Annotated in this window: 18 protein-coding genes, 5 tRNA genes and 1 pseudogene; 15 read left to right on the forward strand and 9 right to left on the reverse strand. The window is 47.7% G+C overall.

The annotated features are described in order from the left end of the window. Positions 1–20: 20 nt before the first annotated feature. Together purE and BACCOPRO_RS08635 are read left to right on the forward strand one after the other, a co-directional pair. Positions 21–530, forward strand: a complete 510-nt coding sequence (gene purE, locus BACCOPRO_RS08630) for a 5-(carboxyamino)imidazole ribonucleotide mutase (protein WP_008142851.1) — start codon at positions 21–23, stop codon at positions 528–530. Beyond that, positions 530–2,386: a 4-hydroxy-3-methylbut-2-en-1-yl diphosphate synthase gene (locus BACCOPRO_RS08635; RefSeq protein WP_008142853.1), complete on the forward strand. Its 1,857-nt coding sequence runs from the start codon at positions 530–532 to the stop codon at positions 2,384–2,386. The genes purE and BACCOPRO_RS08635 overlap by 1 nt, the downstream gene beginning before the upstream one ends. Before the next feature lie 147 nt (positions 2,387–2,533). Here the strand turns inward: BACCOPRO_RS08635 and BACCOPRO_RS08640 are convergent, their stop codons facing one another. After that, positions 2,534–4,234 (reverse strand): S41 family peptidase, encoded by a 1,701-nt coding sequence (locus BACCOPRO_RS08640; RefSeq protein WP_008142855.1) that lies wholly within the window; start codon positions 4,232–4,234, stop codon positions 2,534–2,536. Between the two features lie 44 nt (positions 4,235–4,278). Further along, positions 4,279–5,265, reverse strand: coding sequence for an adenosine kinase (locus tag BACCOPRO_RS08645; protein WP_008142857.1), 987 nt, complete (start codon positions 5,263–5,265; stop codon positions 4,279–4,281). 80 nt (positions 5,266–5,345) lie between these two features. Here BACCOPRO_RS08645 and BACCOPRO_RS08650 point away from each other — a divergent pair. The 5 genes from BACCOPRO_RS08650 to BACCOPRO_RS08670 all read left to right on the forward strand — a co-directional run bounded on the left by BACCOPRO_RS08650 (position 5,346) and on the right by BACCOPRO_RS08670 (position 7,098). Then, positions 5,346–5,419 (forward strand) — tRNA-Asn (locus BACCOPRO_RS08650). Positions 5,420–5,445: 26 nt separating this feature from the next. After that, positions 5,446–5,519, forward strand: a tRNA-Asn gene (locus tag BACCOPRO_RS08655). Between the two features lie 25 nt (positions 5,520–5,544). After that, a tRNA-Asn gene (locus BACCOPRO_RS08660) sits at positions 5,545–5,618 on the forward strand. 87 nt (positions 5,619–5,705) lie between these two features. Next, positions 5,706–6,632, forward strand: a complete 927-nt coding sequence (locus tag BACCOPRO_RS08665; protein ID WP_008142859.1) for a magnesium transporter CorA family protein — start codon at positions 5,706–5,708, stop codon at positions 6,630–6,632. Position 6,633: 1 nt separating this feature from the next. Further along, positions 6,634–7,098: a hypothetical protein gene (locus BACCOPRO_RS08670; protein ID WP_008142861.1), complete on the forward strand. Its 465-nt coding sequence runs from the start codon at positions 6,634–6,636 to the stop codon at positions 7,096–7,098. Here the strand turns inward: BACCOPRO_RS08670 and murI are convergent. The 7 genes and pseudogenes from murI to ribD all read right to left on the reverse strand — a co-directional run bounded on the left by murI (position 7,085) and on the right by ribD (position 15,338). Then, positions 7,085–7,927, reverse strand: coding sequence for a glutamate racemase (murI, locus tag BACCOPRO_RS08675; protein WP_008142862.1), 843 nt, complete (start codon positions 7,925–7,927; stop codon positions 7,085–7,087). The two genes, BACCOPRO_RS08670 and murI, sit on opposite strands and share 14 nt — an antisense overlap. A 128-nt stretch (positions 7,928–8,055) precedes the next feature. Then, positions 8,056–8,616, reverse strand: coding sequence for an OmpH/Skp family outer membrane protein (locus BACCOPRO_RS08680; protein WP_022278069.1), 561 nt, complete (start codon positions 8,614–8,616; stop codon positions 8,056–8,058). A gap of 60 nt (positions 8,617–8,676) precedes the next feature. Further along, on the reverse strand, positions 8,677–9,192 hold the full coding sequence (locus BACCOPRO_RS08685) for an OmpH/Skp family outer membrane protein (RefSeq protein ID WP_008142864.1): 516 nt from the start codon (positions 9,190–9,192) through the stop codon (positions 8,677–8,679). Between the two features lie 128 nt (positions 9,193–9,320). Further along, the gene (gene bamA, locus BACCOPRO_RS08690; RefSeq protein WP_008142865.1) at positions 9,321–11,969 is read right to left on the reverse strand and encodes an outer membrane protein assembly factor BamA; all 2,649 of its coding nucleotides are present in this window, start codon (positions 11,967–11,969) and stop codon (positions 9,321–9,323) included. Positions 11,970–11,977: 8 nt separating this feature from the next. Beyond that, a complete protein-coding gene (locus BACCOPRO_RS08695; RefSeq protein WP_008142866.1) occupies positions 11,978–12,709 on the reverse strand; it encodes an isoprenyl transferase in 732 nt (243 codons plus the stop codon). A 24-nt stretch (positions 12,710–12,733) separates the two neighbouring features. After that, complete coding sequence (gene bamI, locus BACCOPRO_RS08700; protein ID WP_008142867.1) at positions 12,734–14,161, reverse strand: BamI family beta-barrel-assembly machinery protein; 1,428 nt, start codon at positions 14,159–14,161, stop codon at positions 12,734–12,736. Between the two features lie 126 nt (positions 14,162–14,287). Beyond that, positions 14,288–15,338 (reverse strand): annotated as a pseudogene (gene ribD, locus BACCOPRO_RS08705) (bifunctional diaminohydroxyphosphoribosylaminopyrimidine deaminase/5-amino-6-(5-phosphoribosylamino)uracil reductase RibD). A gap of 35 nt (positions 15,339–15,373) precedes the next feature. Between ribD and prmC the strand changes: the two are divergent. The 8 genes from prmC to BACCOPRO_RS08745 all read left to right on the forward strand — a co-directional run bounded on the left by prmC (position 15,374) and on the right by BACCOPRO_RS08745 (position 20,297). Further along, the gene (prmC, locus tag BACCOPRO_RS08710; protein ID WP_008142869.1) at positions 15,374–16,213 is read left to right on the forward strand and encodes a peptide chain release factor N(5)-glutamine methyltransferase; all 840 of its coding nucleotides are present in this window, start codon (positions 15,374–15,376) and stop codon (positions 16,211–16,213) included. Further along, positions 16,210–16,707, forward strand: coding sequence for a regulatory protein RecX (locus tag BACCOPRO_RS08715; RefSeq protein WP_008142870.1), 498 nt, complete (start codon positions 16,210–16,212; stop codon positions 16,705–16,707). The genes prmC and BACCOPRO_RS08715 overlap by 4 nt, the downstream gene beginning before the upstream one ends. Continuing rightward, positions 16,691–17,389 carry a ComF family protein gene (locus BACCOPRO_RS08720; protein ID WP_008142871.1) on the forward strand — a complete coding sequence of 233 codons (699 nt, stop codon included), beginning with the start codon at positions 16,691–16,693 and terminating at the stop codon, positions 17,387–17,389. The genes BACCOPRO_RS08715 and BACCOPRO_RS08720 overlap by 17 nt, the downstream gene beginning before the upstream one ends. A 125-nt stretch (positions 17,390–17,514) precedes the next feature. Then, positions 17,515–18,150, forward strand: coding sequence for an orotate phosphoribosyltransferase (gene pyrE / locus BACCOPRO_RS08725; RefSeq protein WP_008142872.1), 636 nt, complete (start codon positions 17,515–17,517; stop codon positions 18,148–18,150). 104 nt (positions 18,151–18,254) lie between these two features. Next, positions 18,255–18,683 (forward strand): SRPBCC family protein, encoded by a 429-nt coding sequence (locus BACCOPRO_RS08730; RefSeq protein WP_008142873.1) that lies wholly within the window; start codon positions 18,255–18,257, stop codon positions 18,681–18,683. A gap of 25 nt (positions 18,684–18,708) precedes the next feature. Beyond that, a complete protein-coding gene (gene argH / locus BACCOPRO_RS08735; RefSeq protein ID WP_008142874.1) occupies positions 18,709–20,049 on the forward strand; it encodes an argininosuccinate lyase in 1,341 nt (446 codons plus the stop codon). A gap of 77 nt (positions 20,050–20,126) precedes the next feature. Then, positions 20,127–20,202: transfer RNA gene (locus BACCOPRO_RS08740), tRNA-Gly, on the forward strand. 9 nt (positions 20,203–20,211) lie between these two features. Continuing rightward, positions 20,212–20,297 (forward strand) — tRNA-Leu (locus BACCOPRO_RS08745). Positions 20,298–20,390: the final 93 nt, after the last annotated feature.

The following is a 20,390-nucleotide window of genomic DNA, read 5'->3' on the forward strand; positions in this document are numbered from 1 at the left end:
TCAAAAACTAATAAAAACGAATGAAACCAATTGTAAGTATTATTATGGGCAGTACCTCCGACCTTCCCGTGATGGAAAAAGCGGCCAAACTGCTTGACGAAATGCAAGTACCTTTTGAAATGAATGCTCTTTCAGCCCACCGTACACCGGCTGAAGTTGAGAAATTCGCCAAGGAAGCTGCAGGACGGGGCATCAAGGTCATCATTGCTGCTGCCGGAATGGCTGCTGCATTGCCCGGAGTCATTGCTGCCAATACAACACTTCCCGTGATCGGAGTACCGGTTAAAGGTTCTGTGCTGGACGGTGTGGATGCTCTTTATTCCATCATCCAGATGCCTCCCGGAATACCGGTAGCCACCGTAGCGATCAACGGTGCCATGAATGCTGCGATCCTGGCAGTACAGATGCTGGCCCTTGCTGACGAAACACTGGCTACCAAGTTTGCAGCCTATAAAGAAAGCCTGAAAAACAAGATTGTGAAGGCTAATGAAGAACTGAAGGAAGTTAAATATACTTATAAGACCAATTAATGGATTACTTCAACTATTCACGAAGACAGTCTAATGAAGTATATGTTGGCGCCACTCCTATGGGTGGCGCTAACCCTATACGCATCCAAAGTATGACCAATACGGTCACTATGGATACCGAAGCCTGCATTGAACAGGCCAAACGCATTATCGATGCCGGTGGAGAATATGTCCGTCTGACGACTCAGGGAGTCAGAGAAGCCGAAAACCTGAAGAACATCAACGCCGGTCTGCGCGAACAGGGATACATGGCTCCCCTGGTTGCAGATGTTCACTTCAATCCCAAAGTGGCGGATGTAGCTGCCCTGTATGCCGAGAAGGTACGCATCAATCCGGGTAATTATGTGGATGCCGCACGCACCTTCAAGAAACTGGAATATACGGACGAAGAATATGCTCAGGAAATCCAGAAGATACGTGCCCGCTTCGTTCCTTTCCTGCAGATCTGCAAGGAGAATCATACGGCAATCCGCATCGGAGTGAACCACGGTTCTCTGTCAGACCGTATCATGTCCCGGTATGGAGATACTCCGGAAGGTATGGTAGAATCCTGCATGGAGTTTCTGCGTATCTGTGTCGACGAACAGTTCTCGGATGTTGTAATCTCCATCAAGGCCTCAAACACGGTTGTTATGGTCAAGACCGTACGATTGCTTGCCGAACAGATGGAAAAGGAAGGTATGGCCTTTCCCCTGCATTTGGGAGTAACGGAAGCCGGAGACGGCGAGGACGGCCGTATCAAATCGGCATTAGGTATCGGTGCCCTGTTGTCCGACGGACTGGGTGACACGATCCGTGTTTCATTGAGCGAAGCTCCGGAAGCAGAAATTCCCGTAGCCCGCAAATTGGTGGACTATATCATCGGACGGGAAGGACATCCTTATATCCCGGGAGCCGCAGCTCCTGAATTTGATTATCTCCACCCATCCCGCCGCCGTACCAAAGCTGTCGGCAACATCGGAGGGGATAATCTGCCGGTTGTCATTTCAGCCCGTCTGGAAGAGAATTTTGATGTTCAGGAACAGTTCAAGCCCGATTACTTCTATTGCGGCCAGGCGTTACCGCAGGAACGGCGTGCTGACATCGGTTACATCGTAGATGCAACAGCCTGGAAAGGCGAAGAAAACACCTATCCGGCATTCAACTACCAGCAGTTCATGGAACTGCATCAGAGTCAGGCTCCGGTCAAATTCCTCTTCATCCCTTACATGGCACTTACCGAAGAAGCCACAGCCTGTCTGCGGCAGCATCCGGAAGTGGTGGTGATTGCACAGAGCGTACATCCAAATCGTCTGGGCGAGCTCCGGGGACTGGTACATCAGATGATGGTTCAGGGTCTGGAAAATCCTGTTGTCTTCTTCCAGTTCTATCAGGAAAACAACCTGGAAGATCTGCAGATCAAAGCAGCAGCCGACATGGGCGCCCTCATCTTCGACGGTTTCTGCGACGGTATTCTGATCTACAACCACGGGGAAAGCATCATGGATACCAAGATCGATGAAACAGCCTTCGGAATCTTACAGGCAGGACGCATCCGTACCTCAAAGACTGAATATATTTCTTGTCCGGGTTGCGGACGTACACTGTATAACCTGGAAAGTACCATCGCACGCATCAAGGCGGCAACCTCTCATCTGAAAGGTCTCAAGATCGGTATCATGGGATGTATCGTAAACGGTCCGGGTGAAATGGCAGATGCTGACTATGGCTATGTCGGTGCCGGACGCGGCAAAATCAGCCTGTACAAGAAGAAAGAATGTATCGAGAAGAATATTCCGGAAGAACATGCCGTAGAGAAACTTATTGAACTGATCAAAGCAAACGGTGACTATCACTCCGCAGACCGCTCCGTCTGAAAAAGGAGGCCCGGTCCCGCTATAAAAAAAGACTTCGGCCTTTGAAGGAAAACGTCGAAACGTTTCACTTCAAAGGCCGAAGTCTTTTTTAAAAAGCTCGAGGCCTTTCCGGCACCGCCTCATGAGAGCATTTTGGCCGGTTCAAGGTCATTTCGCAGCCGATGCTGCTACAGGAACCGACAAGATCCGGGTATACTCTGCAGAGTTACCGAGCACTTCAACAGCCTTTTCCAGATCCTTGTCATCTTTCAGACGTTCCATGACCGCCCCGCGCTGATAGAAATAACGGGTGATGATCTCCTGTGAAATATATTCCCTGATAGGCTTCGCAAAATGATCCAGATCGCGGTCCAGATTATGGTTCAGTTTCTTCTCCAATGCCTTGAATTCTTCGGATGCTCCTTCCATGTAGCCTTCAAATTCAGCCATTTCCTTTAATGTCTTCAGGAGTTTCTCACTCTGCCGGTCGTACTTGAAGTTACGCGACTTAACCAACTTCTTGAAGTCTTCATAATCCGCGTCTGTCAGCTGAAAAGCATCTACCGAAGCCAAAGTCGGATGATCCCAGCAATACTGGGTTGCGTAATCAAAAATGATATCCTCGTTCATCAGATAGAAGATGATGTTCGGAAACTTATCTTCCTTGATCTCTATATCCGGACGAATACCTCCCCCGTCACGGACTTCACGTCCGGCAACGGTATGAAAGACATTGGTCAGGCTGTCAGGAGTACGGGCAACAGAACCGTCCGCATTCTTCTTGGCGTAATCAATGGCCTGGATGCAGCGTCCGCTGGGGATGTAATATTTGGAGGTCGTCACTTTCAGGGTTCCATTGTACGGCAAATTACGGGTAGTCTGCACCAGACCTTTTCCATAAGTACGTGAACCGATAATCACTGCACGGTCCAGATCCTGCAACGATCCGCTTACAATCTCAGAAGCCGACGCACTCGCTCCGTTTACCAGTACGGCCAGCGGAATCTGGGTATCAATCGGTTCGTTCTGTGTCTTATAAGATCCCTGCGCCTGTTTCAGCTTTCCTTTCATCGACACAATTTCCTGTCCTTTCGGTACAAAGTAGTTAATGATATCAACCGCTTCTCCAACAGAACCTCCTCCGTTGTCGCGCAGGTCAATGATCAAAGAGCGTGCTCCCTGCTGCTTCAGTTCGATAAAAGCCTTCTTGAAATCTTTCGAACAATTGTCGGTAAAACCAGTCAGAGCAATATATCCCACGCTGTCACGGACCAGACCATAATATGGAACCGGGTTGGTACGGATATTCTTCCGGGTCAGTTTGAACTCAAGAACAGTACTGTCATTTTTCAACGGACGCAGTACCCGCAGAACAAAGGAAGTCCCCGGTTCACCGCGCAGCGCCTCGCTGACCTTTCCTGAAAATTCCTGAGGTTTCATGTCGCCACGCACCATTTCCTTTCCGCCTACCGAAAGAATAATATCTCCGGCTTTCACACCAGCCTCTGCAGCCGGCATGCCTTCCGTAGGTTCAACAACCGCAATGCGGTCTTTGGCCTCATAATAACGGATAGCGGCACCGATACCGCCATATTTACCCGTAATCATTTCCTTCAGACTGCTGACCTCTTCCTCCGGATAGTATTCCGTATAGGGGTCTGTCAGAGACAACATTCCCTGCACACCTTCCTGGATCATTTTCTCTACATCAACCGTGTCTACATAAAACATATCCAGTTCTTTAAAGATGGCATTGAACAGGTCCAGATTCTTGGCAATCTGAAAGTTCCGGTCATCACCTTTAAAAGAAGACATTCCCAATCCCAGGAAAATGACAAGTGCTGCTATCAGCGATTTCTTCGTATTCATGCAAAATTCATTTTAATCGGATGCAAATAAACACATTATTCTGCTTATGCCTGCAGAACTGTATCAATATTTAACTTTATTTCGTCCCACTTCGTTTCACTCAGCTCGGTTCCAACCACCTGAATGACATGGCTGGAAAGAATCGTAGCTATCCGGGCACACTTTTCCAGTGAATATCCATTGGTAAGTCCATACAGAAAACCGGCGGCATAGAAATCGCCTGCCCCCGTCGTATCCACCACATTTGTCACTGTCACCGGAGCTGCCTGCAGACATTGAGTGCCCTTGCGGATCAAGGAACCCTCTTTCCCTATTTTCACAATCGCAATGCTGCATTGCGAAGCAATTTCCTCCAATGCCTCATGAGGCTCTTTTCCGGTATAGGCTCTTGCTTCGCTTTCATTCGCAAAAACCACATCTACATACTGCGTAATCAGATGATCGAAGAAATCTCTTCCTGCTTCTACGATATTATAGCTGGCCATATCCAGGCAAACCTGAAGTCCCGCCTCCTTCGCCAGACGCATGGCGCGTTCAATCAGTTCGTGATTCTGCAGCAGATATCCTTCCACATATAAATAAGAATATCCGGCAAACATTTCGGGCATCAGCTCTTCGGTCTGCAAAGTAGAGGCAGCTCCCAAATATGTGCCAAAAGTCCGCTCTCCGTCCGGTGAAATAAAGGTAGAGGCAATCCCTGAAGGCAAGGCACACTCCAGCAAACGGGTTTCAACCTTCATCTGCTGCAGATGTTTCCGGAAAAACATTCCATATTCATCCGTTCCGATCTTACCTATAAATCCCGGAGCTGCTCCCAGATGAGCCAAAGCACTGATCGTGTTTCCGGCAGAACCTCCCGTTGCACAGTGTGTCTTCATCCGGGAAAACAAATCCTGTATTTTCAGAAGGGTATCTTTTCCGATCAGTTGCATGCTTCCTTTGGGCAAATTCATGCTTTCCAGCAACGCATCATCCTCAATTACGGCCAAAATATCCACTAAAGCATTGCCAATTCCTATAATTTTATCCATTCTTCGATATTTTTTTTGCAAAGATATTGCATATTTCAAAATATCCTACTACCTTTGCGACGCAATTGAGAAAAAAACCTTCTTCAGTAGCTCAGTCGGTTAGAGCATCTGACTGTTAATCAGAGGGTCGTTGGTTCAAGTCCAACCTGAAGAGCTGAAATTTCCTCTCGATTGCAAAATTCTTCAGTAGCTCAGTCGGTTAGAGCATCTGACTGTTAATCAGAGGGTCGTTGGTTCAAGTCCAACCTGAAGAGCAAACATAAAATAAAGAATTAATATTCTTCAGTAGCTCAGTCGGTTAGAGCATCTGACTGTTAATCAGAGGGTCGTTGGTTCAAGTCCAACCTGAAGAGCTGAAAAGAGGCTATTTCAAAAACAATTTGAATAGCCTCTTTTTTTTATCCCGATAGTTTGAATTTACATTTAAGGAGGACAGCATTATGAGAAAGTATCTTTATTGCGAAAACGGCTTTGTTGAAAAAGAGAACTGGATTCCTAATTGTTGGGTGAACGTCGAATGCCCGACTGCAGATGACTTCCGATTCCTGCAGGAAGAACTGCATGTCCCGGAATCTTTCCTCAATGACATTGCAGATACCGACGAGCGTCCGCGTACAGATACGGAAGGAAACTGGCTGCTGACCATTCTGAGAATACCGGTCCAGACCAATAATCAGAAAATCCCTTATGCGACAGTTCCCATCGGAATCATTACCAATGAGGAAATCATTATTTCCGTATGTTACCATCCGACTGAAATGCTTCCTGACTTCATCCAGCATACACGCCGGAAGGACATCAACGTCCCCAACAAGTATGAACTGATCCTCAGACTGATCTATTCTTCTGCCGTATGGTTCCTGAAGTATCTGAAACAGATCAATAATGAAGTCAACTCCGCCGAGAAAGAGCTGGAGCGAAGCATCCGTAACGAAGACTTGCTGCGACTGATGAACCTGCAGAAAAGCCTGGTCTACTTCAATACCTCCATCAGGGGAAACGAAGTCATGATCGGGAAATTACAGAATATCTTTTACGAACAGGATTACCAGAATCCGGAACTGACAGAAGACGTACTGATTGAGCTTAAACAGGCACATAATCAGGTAAACATCTACAGCGACATTCTGACAGGAACCATGGATGCCTTTGCTTCCATCATTTCAAACAATGTCAATACGATCATGAAACGCATGACCAGCTTATCCATCACGCTGATGATCCCGACATTAATTGCCAGCTTCTATGGGATGAATGTGGATATTCACATCGAAGCGATTCCACATGCCTTTGCTCTGATAATCTGCCTGTCAGTACTCCTTTCTTCACTGGCATTCTTCATTTTCCGGAAAATAAAATGGTTCTGATATGAAATACGGAGTTTCAAGAAGCACTTTACTCATTACTGCAGGTGTGGTCTGGCTGGTTGCCGGACTGAATATCCTGCGCATTGGGATCATCTGCTGGCTGGGAGACGGACAATACTGGCTGTTCAAAGTGTGTGAGGCGAGTCTGGTTTTTCTGCTTTTCTTTGCCTTTATTTTCCAAAAGCTGTACAACAAGCATACCCGGAGAATCAGTCTGAAAAAAGAACGGAACAACTGTCCGTTTTCCTTTTTCGACATCAGGGGATGGATCATCATGGTCCTGATGATCCTGATGGGAATCACCATCCGCAACCTCCGTTTATTACCGGGAAGCTTCATTGCCGTATTCTACACCGGATTATCGGTTGCTCTGAGTGCAACAGGCATCCGCTTCCTCCGGTTCTGGTGGATTAACCGGAACCGGCTATCCTGCCAGGATCAGGAAAACCGGACTACTCCAGAGTAATGCTACGGACCTGGATCTGTTCATGCAGAAAAACGGATGCTGATTCACGGAACTTGCTGACCGACTCCGTGGTCAGGAACTCACAGTGTCCGTTGCATGTACAGCGGCTGTTCATCTCTGTATGACGCGACAAATAATCTTTCAGGCTGCGGGCAACATATTCTCCCTGAGCTACCAGACGAATGTGAGAAGGAGTAAAACGGCGTATTTTATCAAGCAACAGCGGATAGTGCGTACATCCCAGGATCAGCGTATCAATTTCCGGATCCTGACTCAGGAGTCCATCGATATACTTCCTGACAAAATAATCAGCACCTTCGGAAGCAAACTCATTATTTTCAACCAGAGGCACCCACATCGGACAAGGCATGCCAGTTACCTGAACGTCCGGAAACAATTTATGTATCTCCAGCGGATAAGATTCAGAAAGGATCGTACCCGGAGTCGCCAGTACACCGACATGACGGGTTGCAGTCAGGGCACCGATGCTCTCCACCGTAGGCCGGATCACTCCAAGCACCCGGCGGGTCGGATCCAGATAAGGAAGATCATTCTGCTGAATGCTTCGCAAAGCTTTGGCTGACGCCGTATTGCAGGCCAGAATAACCAAGGGACATCCCAGTTCAAACAACTTACGGACAGCCTGCAAAGTAAATTCATAAACAACCTCAAACGAACGGGTTCCATAAGGAGTACGAGCGTTGTCCCCCAGATAAATGTAATCATTATGGGGCATCAGCTCACGTATTTTGGCGAGAATGGTCAATCCGCCATAACCGGAATCAAAGACTCCGACAGGCCCGGAAGAAAGAGAAGAAAAAGATAACATCTCAAACAACGATTAACAGATGTATAATCAGAATTCAGACAGTTCAACAATAGATACAGAAATAAAAAAATTGAGAATTAGCCTGCCTGAGCAGACTAGTTCTCAATCTTTCATATCGCTGCCCACAATCAGTTAGCAGGTGCAGCTGCCGGTGCAGCAGTAGCCGGATTATAAGGAGCTGCTGTCAGGCTGATACCCAGTTTAGTCTTGATGTCATTGGTTACATCCTTTGACTGAGCCTCATCAATGTAAGGGATATCAGTTCTTGCCAGGTCAAATACATAAGTGTAGCCACCTGCCTGACCGATTGCCTTCACAGCATCTTCCAGTTTCTTATAGATCGGTTCCATCATGCCACGGTAAGCCTGATCCAGCTGCTGCTGTGCATCCTGCTGGAACTGGATACCTTTCTGCTGCATTTCCTGAAGGTCTTTCTGACGACGTTCCAGAATGTTCTGAGGCAAAGTTTTCTGTTCCTGCTGGAAATCAGCAAATTTCTTCTGGAATTCTTCTTCAGCACGCTTGATCTCATCTTCATACTGCTTGGACATGGTTTGAATATCTGTCTGTGCCTTGGCAAACTCCGGCATAACCTGAATAATGTCTACAGATCTGAAATGTGCAAACTTCTGTGCAAAAACGCTCATCGGTGCGATGAACAACAGTAAAAAAGCAATTTTCTTCAACATAATCTTTAAAGTTTCTGTTTTGTTTATAATCATTTTCTCTTTGTGTGCAAATGTATAAAATTAATTTGAATATCCCATTTTTGCAAGAACTTCATTGCTGATATCAATGCGTGGAGAAGCAAAAATCATGCTCTGTGCAGATGCACGGTCTATCACGACATCATATCCCCGCTCTGTTGCAATGGCTTTTACGGCATTATAAATAGCATCCTGAACGGGTCCCATCAGTTCCTGACGTTTCTTCATCAGTTCTCCTTCAGGTCCGAAATACTGCTTTCTCAGTTCTGCAGCCTCTTTTTCCTTGGCTACAATCGCATCCTCCTGAGCTGTTTTCTGGGCTGCAGACAAGGTTGCCGCACTTTTCTGATAGGCTTCATACAAAGCTTTGGCTTCATTGGCCTTGGCCTCTACTGCTTCCTGCCACTGTTTGGACAAAGCCTCCATCTGTTGGTTTGCCTGCGTTACAGCCGGAATCTGCTTCATGATATACTCCATGTCAACAAGGACAAACTTCTGTGCCTGGACTGCCATCAGGCCGACAACAAGCAACACTGCCGAAAGGATCAATCGTTTCATATTCGTTCTTTTTAGTATTCTGTTAAGGAATTCAATCTCTGATTAAAAAAGCCAATAGATGATTATTGACAAACCTTACAGTCATTGCTCAACAATCATCTATCAACCCCTGATTATATTCTGTGTTATTAGAACTCTTGTCCGATGATAAAGTGGAACTGGCTTCCGCTCTGGCTCATGGAACCGTTAATCTTGTCGAAACCATACGCCCAGTCAATACCCATCATACCGACCATCGGAAGGAAGATACGGACACCGACACCAGCCGAACGTTTCAGGCTGAACGGATTAAACTTGGCCACATCGGTCCAGGCATTACCGGCTTCCACAAATCCGAGTGCATAAATACTGGTTGAGTTTTCCAGCATCAGCGGGTAACGGAGTTCAGCGCCCAGACGGATGTATGCATAACCTTCCGAACCATACGGGGTCAAAGCTCCATTTTCATATCCGCGGAGGGCAATCGTTTCGGAAGCATAGTTATAACTGTATCCGGTCATACCATCACCACCCACGTAGAAGGTTTCAAACGGTGAACGTTTATACTTGTTGAAGTGTCCCAGGATACCGAACTCCGTACGGGTCATGATCACCGGACATTTCTTGATATCCATCAAAGGCGTATAAGTCTTTGCTCTGAACTTCCATTTGTGGTATTCAATCCACTTGTACATGCTGGCAGCCTCATTGTAATCGTTCTTACCGTAAGTGGAATAATCCTTGTTGCTGAACAAAGAATACGGCGGAGTGATCTGCAAGGAAGCCGTAAACTCAGAACCGTAACGCGGGAAGATCGGGTTATCCGTTGAGTTACGCGACAAGGTCAGGTTCAGGCTGATGTTGTTACAGTTACCCGTAGTCATGTACTGGCCGTTGTTCAGTCTGATATACAGATAACTCCAGTCTCTCAGGATAAAGCGCTGATAAGACAGCTCAGCAGACAGCTGGAAATAGTCATCCGGCCAGCGCAGACGTTTACCCCATCCCACTGACACACCGAACATCTGGAAGGACTTCGACGGGTCATAATAGGATTCGTAATTGTCGTAGTAGTTATTGTAATAACCATTATAATAGTTTCCGTACAAAAGCGTATTGTAATAGTTATTCATGTACGCAGAGTTATAATACTGATCGCTTACGTCTGTCTGCTTGGAGTAGAAGGCCGAAACCGAGAACTGAGTCGGTCGTTTACCGCCAAACCACGGATCCAGGAAAGAGATACTGTAAGACTGATAGTAGCGTCCGTTGGTCTGTCCGCTGAGGGTCAGTGTCTGTCCGTCTCCCTGCGGCAGAATTCCGCGATAGTTGTCATTCTTATGGAACAGATTGGCAAACGAGAAGTTCGTGAACTTCAGACTCAGCTTACCGATCACACCTGTCTGACCCCAACCGGCAGAGAACTCAACCTGGTCGTTAGCCTTTGACTCCAGTCCCCAGTTGATATCCACGGTTCCGTCTGTCTGGTTCGGCTGTACGTCCATCTGAATGTTTTCCGGATTGAAATGTCCCATCTGGGCAATTTCACGGTAAGAACGTTCCAGAGCTTCCCGGCTGAAGAGGTCTCCCGGACGGGTACGCAACTCACGGCGTACAATATTTTCATACAGACGGTCATTACCGTTGATACGCACATGACTGATGGTAGCCGGTTCACCTTCCACAATACGCATTTCCAGGTCAATGGAGTCACCGTCAATATTGACTTCCACCGGATCCAGGTGATAGAATACATAACCACTGTTGTAATAGTTGTTACCGATAGCATCTTCATCACTGTTCAGACGCTCATTTATCAGCTTCTGGTTATATACATCTCCTTTTTTCATACGCAACTGCTGGCTCAGCAGGTCAGAAGGATAAACGGTGTTACCCACCCACGTGATGTTACGGATATAATACTTTTCACCTTCATGAATCTTCATGTAGACATCTACCGTCTTTTCATCATAAGCCGACACGCTGTCCACCACGATCTGTGCGTCACGATAACCCAGCTCATTATATTTGTCGATAATCAGCTGCTTATCTTCCTCATATTTTTCCTGAATGAATTTCTTGGTACGGAACAGGTTGATCAGTTTTCCCTTCTCATTGGTCTTCTTCATTACCCGTTTCAGCTTCTTATCACTCAGGATGCTATTTCCCTCAAACGAGATCTGATGAACCTTTACCTTTGTCTTTTTATCGATATTTACATCCACATACACCTGCTCATCGTTTTCCGGATCTTCCCGTTCCACGATATCCACTTCGGCATTTTTAAAACCTTTTTCATCAAAATGTTTCTTGATCAAAGTCTTCGCACGGTCAATGGCATTCGGAGTAATCTGAAGTCCTTTTACCATACCGATCTTTGCCTGCAAGTCTTCTCTTTCACTCTTCTTGACCCCATGGAATACGATATCAGCAATACGCGGACGCTGGGTCAGCTTGATATGCAGGTAAATCTTATTACCGATGATCTTTTCCGCATCAATACTTACAGAAGAGAACAGTCCGTGATCCCAGTAGCGCTTCACCGCACCGGTAATGTCATCTCCAGGAACCGTTATGGTCTGTCCGACAGCCAGTCCTGAAATTCCAATCAAGACATAATCTTCGTAGTTCTTTACACCTTCCACCTTGATTCCTGCAATCTCATATTTCTTGGGCGTACCATTATACAGGATGGTCGGGTTATAAATAGTGTCATTAAGTTCCTGGGCATGCACCGTAACTGGATAGCAGAACGAAACCGCCAGAATAAATAGGATGAGTGAAAAAATGTGTCGCATCTTTCGTCTTAAATTTGTTCGCTGGTTTTGCCGAATCGGCGTTCTCTTCGTTGATAATCACAAATAGCTTTGCATAATTCCTCTGCCTTGAAATCCGGCCAGAAAGTATCGCAAAAATAAAGTTCGGAATAAGCACATTGCCACAACAGGAAATTGCTGAGCCGCACTTCTCCTCCCGTCCGGATCAACAAATCCGGATCAGGCATATAATGAGTCGCCAGAAAACCGTCGACCGTCTGATCTGTTATTTCATCAGCTTTCAGATCACCCGCAAACACCCGGGAAGCAATTTGTCTGACCGCTTCCGTAATCTCCCACTTGGAAGAATAGCTCAGTGCCAGTGTCAGACACATGCCGGTATTCACCGAAGTCCGTTCAATACAGCGGTTCAGACGTTCCAGCACATTCTCCGGAAGTTTGGAAGTATCTCCGATAATACGAAAACTGATATTGTTTTTCATAAAAGTTTCCTCCTCAATGGAATCCATCAGCAAGCTCATCAAGGCTGCCACTTCATCCACCGGACGATTCCAGTTTTCAGTAGAGAACGTATACAATGTAAGATATTTCACACCCAGGCGAGCCGCCTCTTCCGCAATGACATGAACCGTTTCTGCTCCGGCCTGATGACCGAAAGTACGAATCTGCCCGCGCTGTTTTGCCCAACGTCCGTTGCCATCCATGATAATGGCTATATGCGACGGGATACGGGTCTTATCTATTTGGTCTTGGTATAACATAGCTTCAAATTCAAGTATTCCAGATTACCACTTCGGAGCAAAGCCCAACCGGTTGATACGTCCTCTGCTCAGCGCTCCATTCTCCCAGATGATCCAGATAAAATGTTCCGAATCAACGGTGCAAGAGTAATTTCCGTGACTGCTTTCATAGAATGCCCGGAAAGAACCGTCTTCCGGGAAAGTAACGGAACGGGAAACAGGATCCCAGGTCAGTCCATTGTCAATGGAGCAATAGAATCTCTCAAACGGAGCGACTTCTCCCTCTCCGGTAGTGGCTTTTCCGCCAAAGGCATACAATTTATCATCATAGTGAATCATGGAAATATTCTCCAGATTCGGACATGTCAGCGGGTTATTCTGTGCATATCTGGCCCATGACTGTTCATTGGAAATTCGGCTGAACAGCAAAGACGTGGTATCACTCGGGGCAGTACCTTCATTGTTTCCCATCAGGATGGTACGGACCAGAGTCTTATTATATGACAGCGGCATGCTGGCAGCAGACAGACGCTGGCCGGCAGCAAATGCACCCAGTGTTTCTTCTTCATCTTCTGTCCAGGTCTCATTTTCCAGGCGGACAAAACGGTTGTCCGCATTGCGTGCATACAGGATCGTCTTTTGTCCGCCGTTGGATTCATCCGTTGCAGCCACCAGCTGGGTCAATGACGGAGCATTTGCAACCAATGAATAAGTGTTATCTCCCGGATTCAGCTGATACAGCTGGTTCGAAGCCAGGAACCATACGGCATCCTTCCATACCACAGCCGAATAGCTGTCTGTACCGGCAGGAAGTGCTACGGTCTGCCATGCAGAAGGATTTCCCGTGCTGACGGTAGTATATTGTGCAACAGTCTCTCCGTTCCGGACGCCAAATACATACACCTTTCCGTCAATGGCTACGGCCTTCTGGCGCTGTAAGGAAACCCCATCAGCAAAAGTCTGCTGATAATTCAGCCACTGCAAGGAATCAGGAACCTGCTTATGCACATTGACACGAACGGTATAAGGAGTTCCCTGAACTCCGCTGTACGCATAAACCTTGAAGGTTACCGGATAGGTAAAATCGATGGAATCCTGACTGGACCACACCGTATCATTTTCGATACCCGCATCCGAACGTTTGGTATACCAGACGGATCCGTCAGAAGTCAGAGAAGTCAAAACCCTGGATACATCAGCTCCAACGGGCAAAGAGTCCTTGTTTTCAATTCTTCTGTTCAGCTGATCGATTGTAAAAGGATAACCCGAGCAGTCAATGGAATCCAGATAAACACTGTCATTTCCATTCTGATCTACCCCTGTCACCGGGACCCATACAGTTCCTATAGAAAAAGCGGTTATACTGGATTCCGAACCGAGTTTAATATCATCCAGATCGTTACCCAGGCACGATGTCATGATCGTTGCAGTCGTAAAAATTCCTGCAATAAGCGGCAAAAACTTTATTTTCATTTACAAATGAGTTCTGTTGTTACAAGTTGCAAAAGTAGAAAGTTTTTTTGCGAATACCCACTTTTGTACTAAGTTTTATATAAAATTATGGATAAACGCCGCTTTTTTATCTGCAAGCGAACCCTTTTAAAGGGTGTTTTGATAATAGCTTACGCAATTATGGTCCCAAACCTCAAAGGTGGCAGCATAACCCGCCGGAACAGCCGGAGCCTTCACTCCATCCTGCAGGACAACTCCGGAATGTTCTACACGGATGTCATCCCAAAGGCCGGAATCGATAAACGACTGAAGCAGACAGCCTTCCCCCCTCTACCAGCAAAGACTGGATCTTCCGTTCATAGAGAACCTGCATGATCTGCGGCAGGATATCCTGACTGAAATCCAGCACCTGATAATCTACATTTGTCTGCCGGAGACATTCTGCCGGAACCTCTTCCGTAAAGACCAGTGTCGGTGCCGTACCGTCAAACAGTTTCAGCTCCCGGGGCAGGGTCAGTTTCCTGTCAATCACCAGCCGGAGCGGATTCGGTCCGTACCAGTTCCGGGTGGTCAATGAGGGATTGTCCAGCAAGGCCGTACGTCTTCCCACCAGTATCGCTTTATATTCAGCCCGCATCTTATGTACATACATGGAAGTAAGCGGAGTGGACAATACGGCCGGACTCCCTTCCTGCCGCAAGCGGTCGATAAAGCCATCTGCCGACTGGGCCCACTTTAAGGTAATATACGGACGTTTGCGTATATTCAAGGTAACAAAACGCCGGATCAGCTCCCGGCATTCCTCTTCCAGTACTCCGACAGTCACGTCAATTCCAGCCTCTTCCAGTTTCCGGATGCCCCGTCCGGCTACCAGAGGAAACGGATCCATGCAGCCCACCACCACTCTGGGGATTCCTTTGCTGACTATCAAATCAGCACAAGGCGGTGTTTTCCCATAATGCGAACAGGGTTCCAGACTGACATACAGGGTAGCCTCCTTCAATAAGGATTCATCCCGGACAGAACGAAGCGCATTCACTTCCGCATGACCTTCCCCGCAACGGGCATGATAACCTTCACCGATAATGCGATCCCGATAAACAACCACAGCTCCCACCATCGGATTCGGAGCCGCATTACACAAGCCGTTACGAGCCAATTGTATGCATCGCCGGATATATTTTTCGTCTTTTGTCATAGTCTTCTGTTTTTTATAATTATTTTTGCAGACCTATGCATCCTGTTTACACTGAAATCAAACAAGCGCTTTCCGGCTTCTATCCGGAAACAGAAGCCGCCGCAATGGCCAGATGGATCCTGACCGACCTGTTCCATTTCGGCACACTGGACCTTTATGCCGGCAAAGATACTGATTTTCCGACAGACGAAAGGGCCCGGTTAAATAATATTCTCACCCGGCTGAAAAGTTATGAACCCCTACAATATATAATAGGTGAAACCCGTTTCTCCGGACTCCCCTTTGAAGTGACTCCTTCGGTTCTGATTCCCCGCCCGGAAACAGAAGAACTGGTCAGCTGGATCGTGGAAGATCATCCGGACGTCCCCGTTCGCATTCTGGACATCGGGACAGGCAGCGGCTGCATACCGGTCAGCCTGGCCCACCGGCTTCCCCTGTCCACAGTTCATGCCTGGGATGTTTCTCCCGAAGCACTGGAGGTAGCCCGGCGCAATGCCATCCGGAATGGTGTTACTGTCCATTTTCAGCAGGTAGATGCCTTACAGGAGTCCTGGCCATCCCTGAATATAGACGTTCTGGTCAGCAACCCTCCCTATATTACCGAGAAGGAACGGACAGACATGGAACGCAACGTACTCGACTGGGAGCCTGAGCTGGCACTTTTTGTTCCCGACAACGATCCGTTGCTTTTTTACCGGCATATTGCCCGGATCGGGCTCGATCTTCTGTCACCCTCCGGAACCCTTTATTATGAAATCAACCGTGCCTACGGTGCAGAGACGGTTTCCCTGTTGCAGCAACTGGGATATCATTCCGTGGAATTGCGCAAGGACCTCTCCGGCAACGACCGCATGGTGAAAGCTGTCAAGCCATGAAAGAATATACCGAAAACGAACTCAGAAACAAAGCAGAAGTCTATTGTCTGGCAGCAGAGCGCTGTCCGTCCGAAGTTGAAGCCAAACTGCAACAGTGGGGAGCTTCCCCGGAAACTTCCGCCCACATACTGGAACATCTGCAGAAAGAACGCTTTGTCGATACAGCACGCTTCTGCCGTGCCTTTGTCCGCGACAAATACCGCTTCAACCAATGGGGACGCATGAAAATCATTCAGGCACTCCGGATGAAACAGCTTTCCTCTGAAGCAATCACAGGCGGAATAGCAGAGATTGATGAAGAAGAATACCGGGCCATCCTGCAAAAGCTCTTGCAACAGAAAGCCAGGAGCATCTCCGCACGCAATGATTACGAGCGCAATGCCAAACTGATCCGCTTTGCCTGTGGCAAGGGATTCCTCATGGAAGAAATCCTTCCACTTCTCCCGCAGACAGACGGCAACGAATATCCCTGCGACCATGAAGCTATGGACTGACCTCCGGGAATTCTTCTTTCCCCGCATCTGCCCGATCTGCGGGAAAAAGCTTCTCCTCACAGAAGAGATTCTGTGTACCGGCTGCCTGACCGGACTGCCCTATACCCACATTCTGAACAGCCCCGGCAACGAAATGGAACGCAGCTTCTGGGGACGGTTTCCAATCCGGCGTGCCTCTTCACTCTGCTATTATGCCCGGGGAAGCAAAATCTCTTCCCTCCTGCATGACATGAAATACCACGGCGCACGGACGGCCTGCATCCGGATGGGGGAACTGCTGGCATCCGAACTCCATCCTTCCGGATTCTTCGAAGGGATAGACTGCCTGATCCCCGTTCCCCTCCACCCCAGGCGTCAGCGCACACGCGGCTACAACCAGAGCGAACTGCTGGCCCGAGGAATCTCTGCCCTTACCGGCATCCCCGTCTGCACGGATGCCCTGCACCGCATTCACCATAATCCGACCCAGACCCACAAGCACGGCTATGAACGGTGGCTCAACGCAGAAGATCTGTTTGCCCTGTCCGATAAAGCTTTGCCCGCCCTGCAGCACAAGCATATCATGCTGGTCGATGACGTACTGACCACCGGAGCAACCCTGACCGCCTGTGCCGACGTGCTGGTCTCCATCCCCGGCATACAAATCAGCCTGGTCACTCTGGCCTGGGCCAAAGGGCTCTGAAGGAGCTGTCAGGACCTTCATACAGCTTACCGCAAGATGATTCCGAAAAAATCCGCAGATAAATTTCATATTCCCGTTGGATTTCCATATTTTTGCAGAAATGTTTATCAACTATTAATTAAGTTATGAAAGCTTTGGAAAGATTATTCGCAGAAAAGTTGTTGAAGGTAAAGGCTGTAAAGATTCAGCCGGCAAACCCGTTCACCTGGGCATCTGGCTGGAAGTCTCCGATTTATTGTGATAATCGCAAGACCCTGTCTTATCCTGCACTCCGTAATTTCGTGAAGTTGGAAATTTGTCGCGTAATCCTCGAAAAATTCGGAGATGTAGATGCAATTGCAGGAGTAGCAACTGGCGCCATTGCTCAAGGTGCGTTGGTAGCTGAAGAATTGAACTTACCGTTTGTTTATGTTCGTTCAAGCCCAAAAGACCATGGTCTGGAAAACCTGATTGAAGGAGAATTGCGTCCGGGTATGAAAGTCGTTGTTATCGAAGACCTGATCTCTACCGGTGGAAGCAGCTTGAAAGCTGTAGAAGCCATCCGCAACAACGGATGCGAAGTAATCGGAATGATTGCATCCTTCACTTACGGTTTCGATGTATCCGTTGAAGCCTTCAAGAATGCAAAGGTTGAACTGGTAACTCTGACCAACTACAATGCAGTGCTTGATGCAGCATTGAAGACCGACTACATTGCAGAAGAAGACATTCCTGTTCTGCAGGCCTGGAGAAAAGACCCTGCTCACTGGACTGGTAAATAAGTAAGTTAATAATAATTGTACCCGCACGGATTATGCGAACTTCACGGTTCTCGGCTGAAAGAACGTGACGGTTCCCGTAATCCGTGTTTTTTTAATCTAAGTATATGGCTTTAAAATTCGAAAGCAGCGTAAAGCACATTCCTGCCAGTCAGGAACGCGTTTACAACAAGCTGTCCAACCTGGACAATCTGCAACCGATCCGTGAACGTCTGGCAGAAGTAAAAAATCAGCTGGACGGCAAAATAGAAGATCTTACATTCGACAACGACTCACTGACCATCAAGGTTCAGGGTATCAACCTGACCTTGCGCATTGTGGAACGTGAACCGATGAAATGCATCAAGTTCGAAGGAGACAAAACCCCGATCCCCCTGAACCTCTGGATACAGATTCTCCCCGTAACCGAAGAGGAAGCCAAAATAAAAGTAACCATCGGTGCTGATGTAAACATGTTCATGAAAGCCATGGTATCCAAACCCCTGCAGGAAGGTGCAGAGAAACTGGCAGACATGCTTACCAAGATACCTTATTAATCGTCAAACGTATAAACCAACAACAATGGCTCAGAAACTTTGGGAAAAGAATGTTCAGGTAAACGAAGAGATCGACCGTTTCACCGTAGGACGTGACCGCGAAATGGACCTTTACCTGGCCAAACACGATATTTTGGGTTCCATGGCCCACATCACCATGCTGGAAAGCATCGGCCTGCTGACCTCCGATGAACTGAAGGTACTGCTCGACGAGCTGAAAAACATTTATGCATCCGCTGAAAAAGGAGAGTTCGTCATCGAAGACGGAATCGAGGACGTACATTCACAGGTGGAACTGATGCTGACCCGCCGGCTGGGCGATGTCGGCAAGAAAATCCACAGCGGACGCTCACGCAACGACCAGGTTCTGGTAGACCTGAAACTGTTCACGCGTGCACAGCTGAAGAATCTTGCAGAATCAGTAGAAGAACTGTTCCGGGTGCTGATTGCACAAAGCAACCGCTACAAGGATGTCCTGATGCCGGGCTATACCCACCTGCAGATCGCCATGCCGTCTTCCTTCGGCCTGTGGTTCGGTGCATACGCCGAAAGCCTGGTGGACGATATGCTTTTCCTTCAGGCCGCTTACCGGATGTGCAACCGCAACCCTCTGGGATCGGCTGCCGGCTACGGCTCTTCATTCCCTCTGAACCGGGAAATGACAACCCGCCTGCTGGGATTCGATTCCATGAACTACAATGTTGTCTATGCCCAGATGGGACGCGGAAAAATGGAGCGCAACGTGGCATTTGCCATGGCTTCCATCGCAGGCACCCTCTCCAAAATGGCTTTCGACGCCTGCATGTTCAGCTGTCAGAACTTCGGATTTGTCAAACTCCCTGACGAATGTACCACCGGCTCCAGCATCATGCCGCATAAAAAAAACCCGGACGTATTCGAGCTGACCCGCGCCAAATGCAACAAGATCCAGGCTCTTCCGCAGCAGATCATGATGATTATGAACAACCTGCCGTCCGGTTATTTCCGCGACCTGCAGATCATCAAGGAAGTGTTCCTTCCGGCATTTCAGGAACTGGAAGACTGCCTGCACATGGCAACCTACATCATGGACAAGATCAAGATCAACGAACACATCTTGGACGATGACAAGTATCTCTACATGTTCAGCGTGGAAGAAGTCAACCGTCTGGCAGCTGAAGGCATGCCTTTCCGTGATGCCTACAAGAAAGTGGGACTGGATATCGAAGCCGGAAAGTTCACACACAACAAAGAAGTGCACCACACCCACGAAGGAAGCATCGGCAACCTGTGTAACGACCGCATCACTGCCCTGATGGATGATGTGATCTCCGGATTCCATTTTGAAGTGGCCGAACGTGCGGAAAATGCACTTTTGGGACGTTAAAAACAAAATTTCTTAAAAGAAAACGGGGGAAATGTTTGGAACATATTACAAAACTCCCTACATTTGCACCCGTTAACGCGGAAATAGCTCAGTTGGTAGAGCATAACCTTGCCAAGGTTAGGGTCGCGAGTTCGAGTCTCGTTTTCCGCTCCATTTTAGGTTGCTCGAATGGTGGAATCGGTAGACACGAGGGACTTAAAATCCCTTGGCCAGTAATGGCTGTGCGGGTTCAAGTCCCGCTTCGAGTACAAGATATTACATTAAAGCCCCTGTAAATAACTATTTTACAAGGGCTTTTCTCTTTTTTCATGACCTAGCAAATGTGAATCTGCGTTAATCAT

Source organism: Phocaeicola coprophilus DSM 18228 = JCM 13818, assembly GCF_000157915.1.
Taxonomy (GTDB): Bacteria; Bacteroidota; Bacteroidia; order Bacteroidales; family Bacteroidaceae; genus Phocaeicola; species Phocaeicola coprophilus.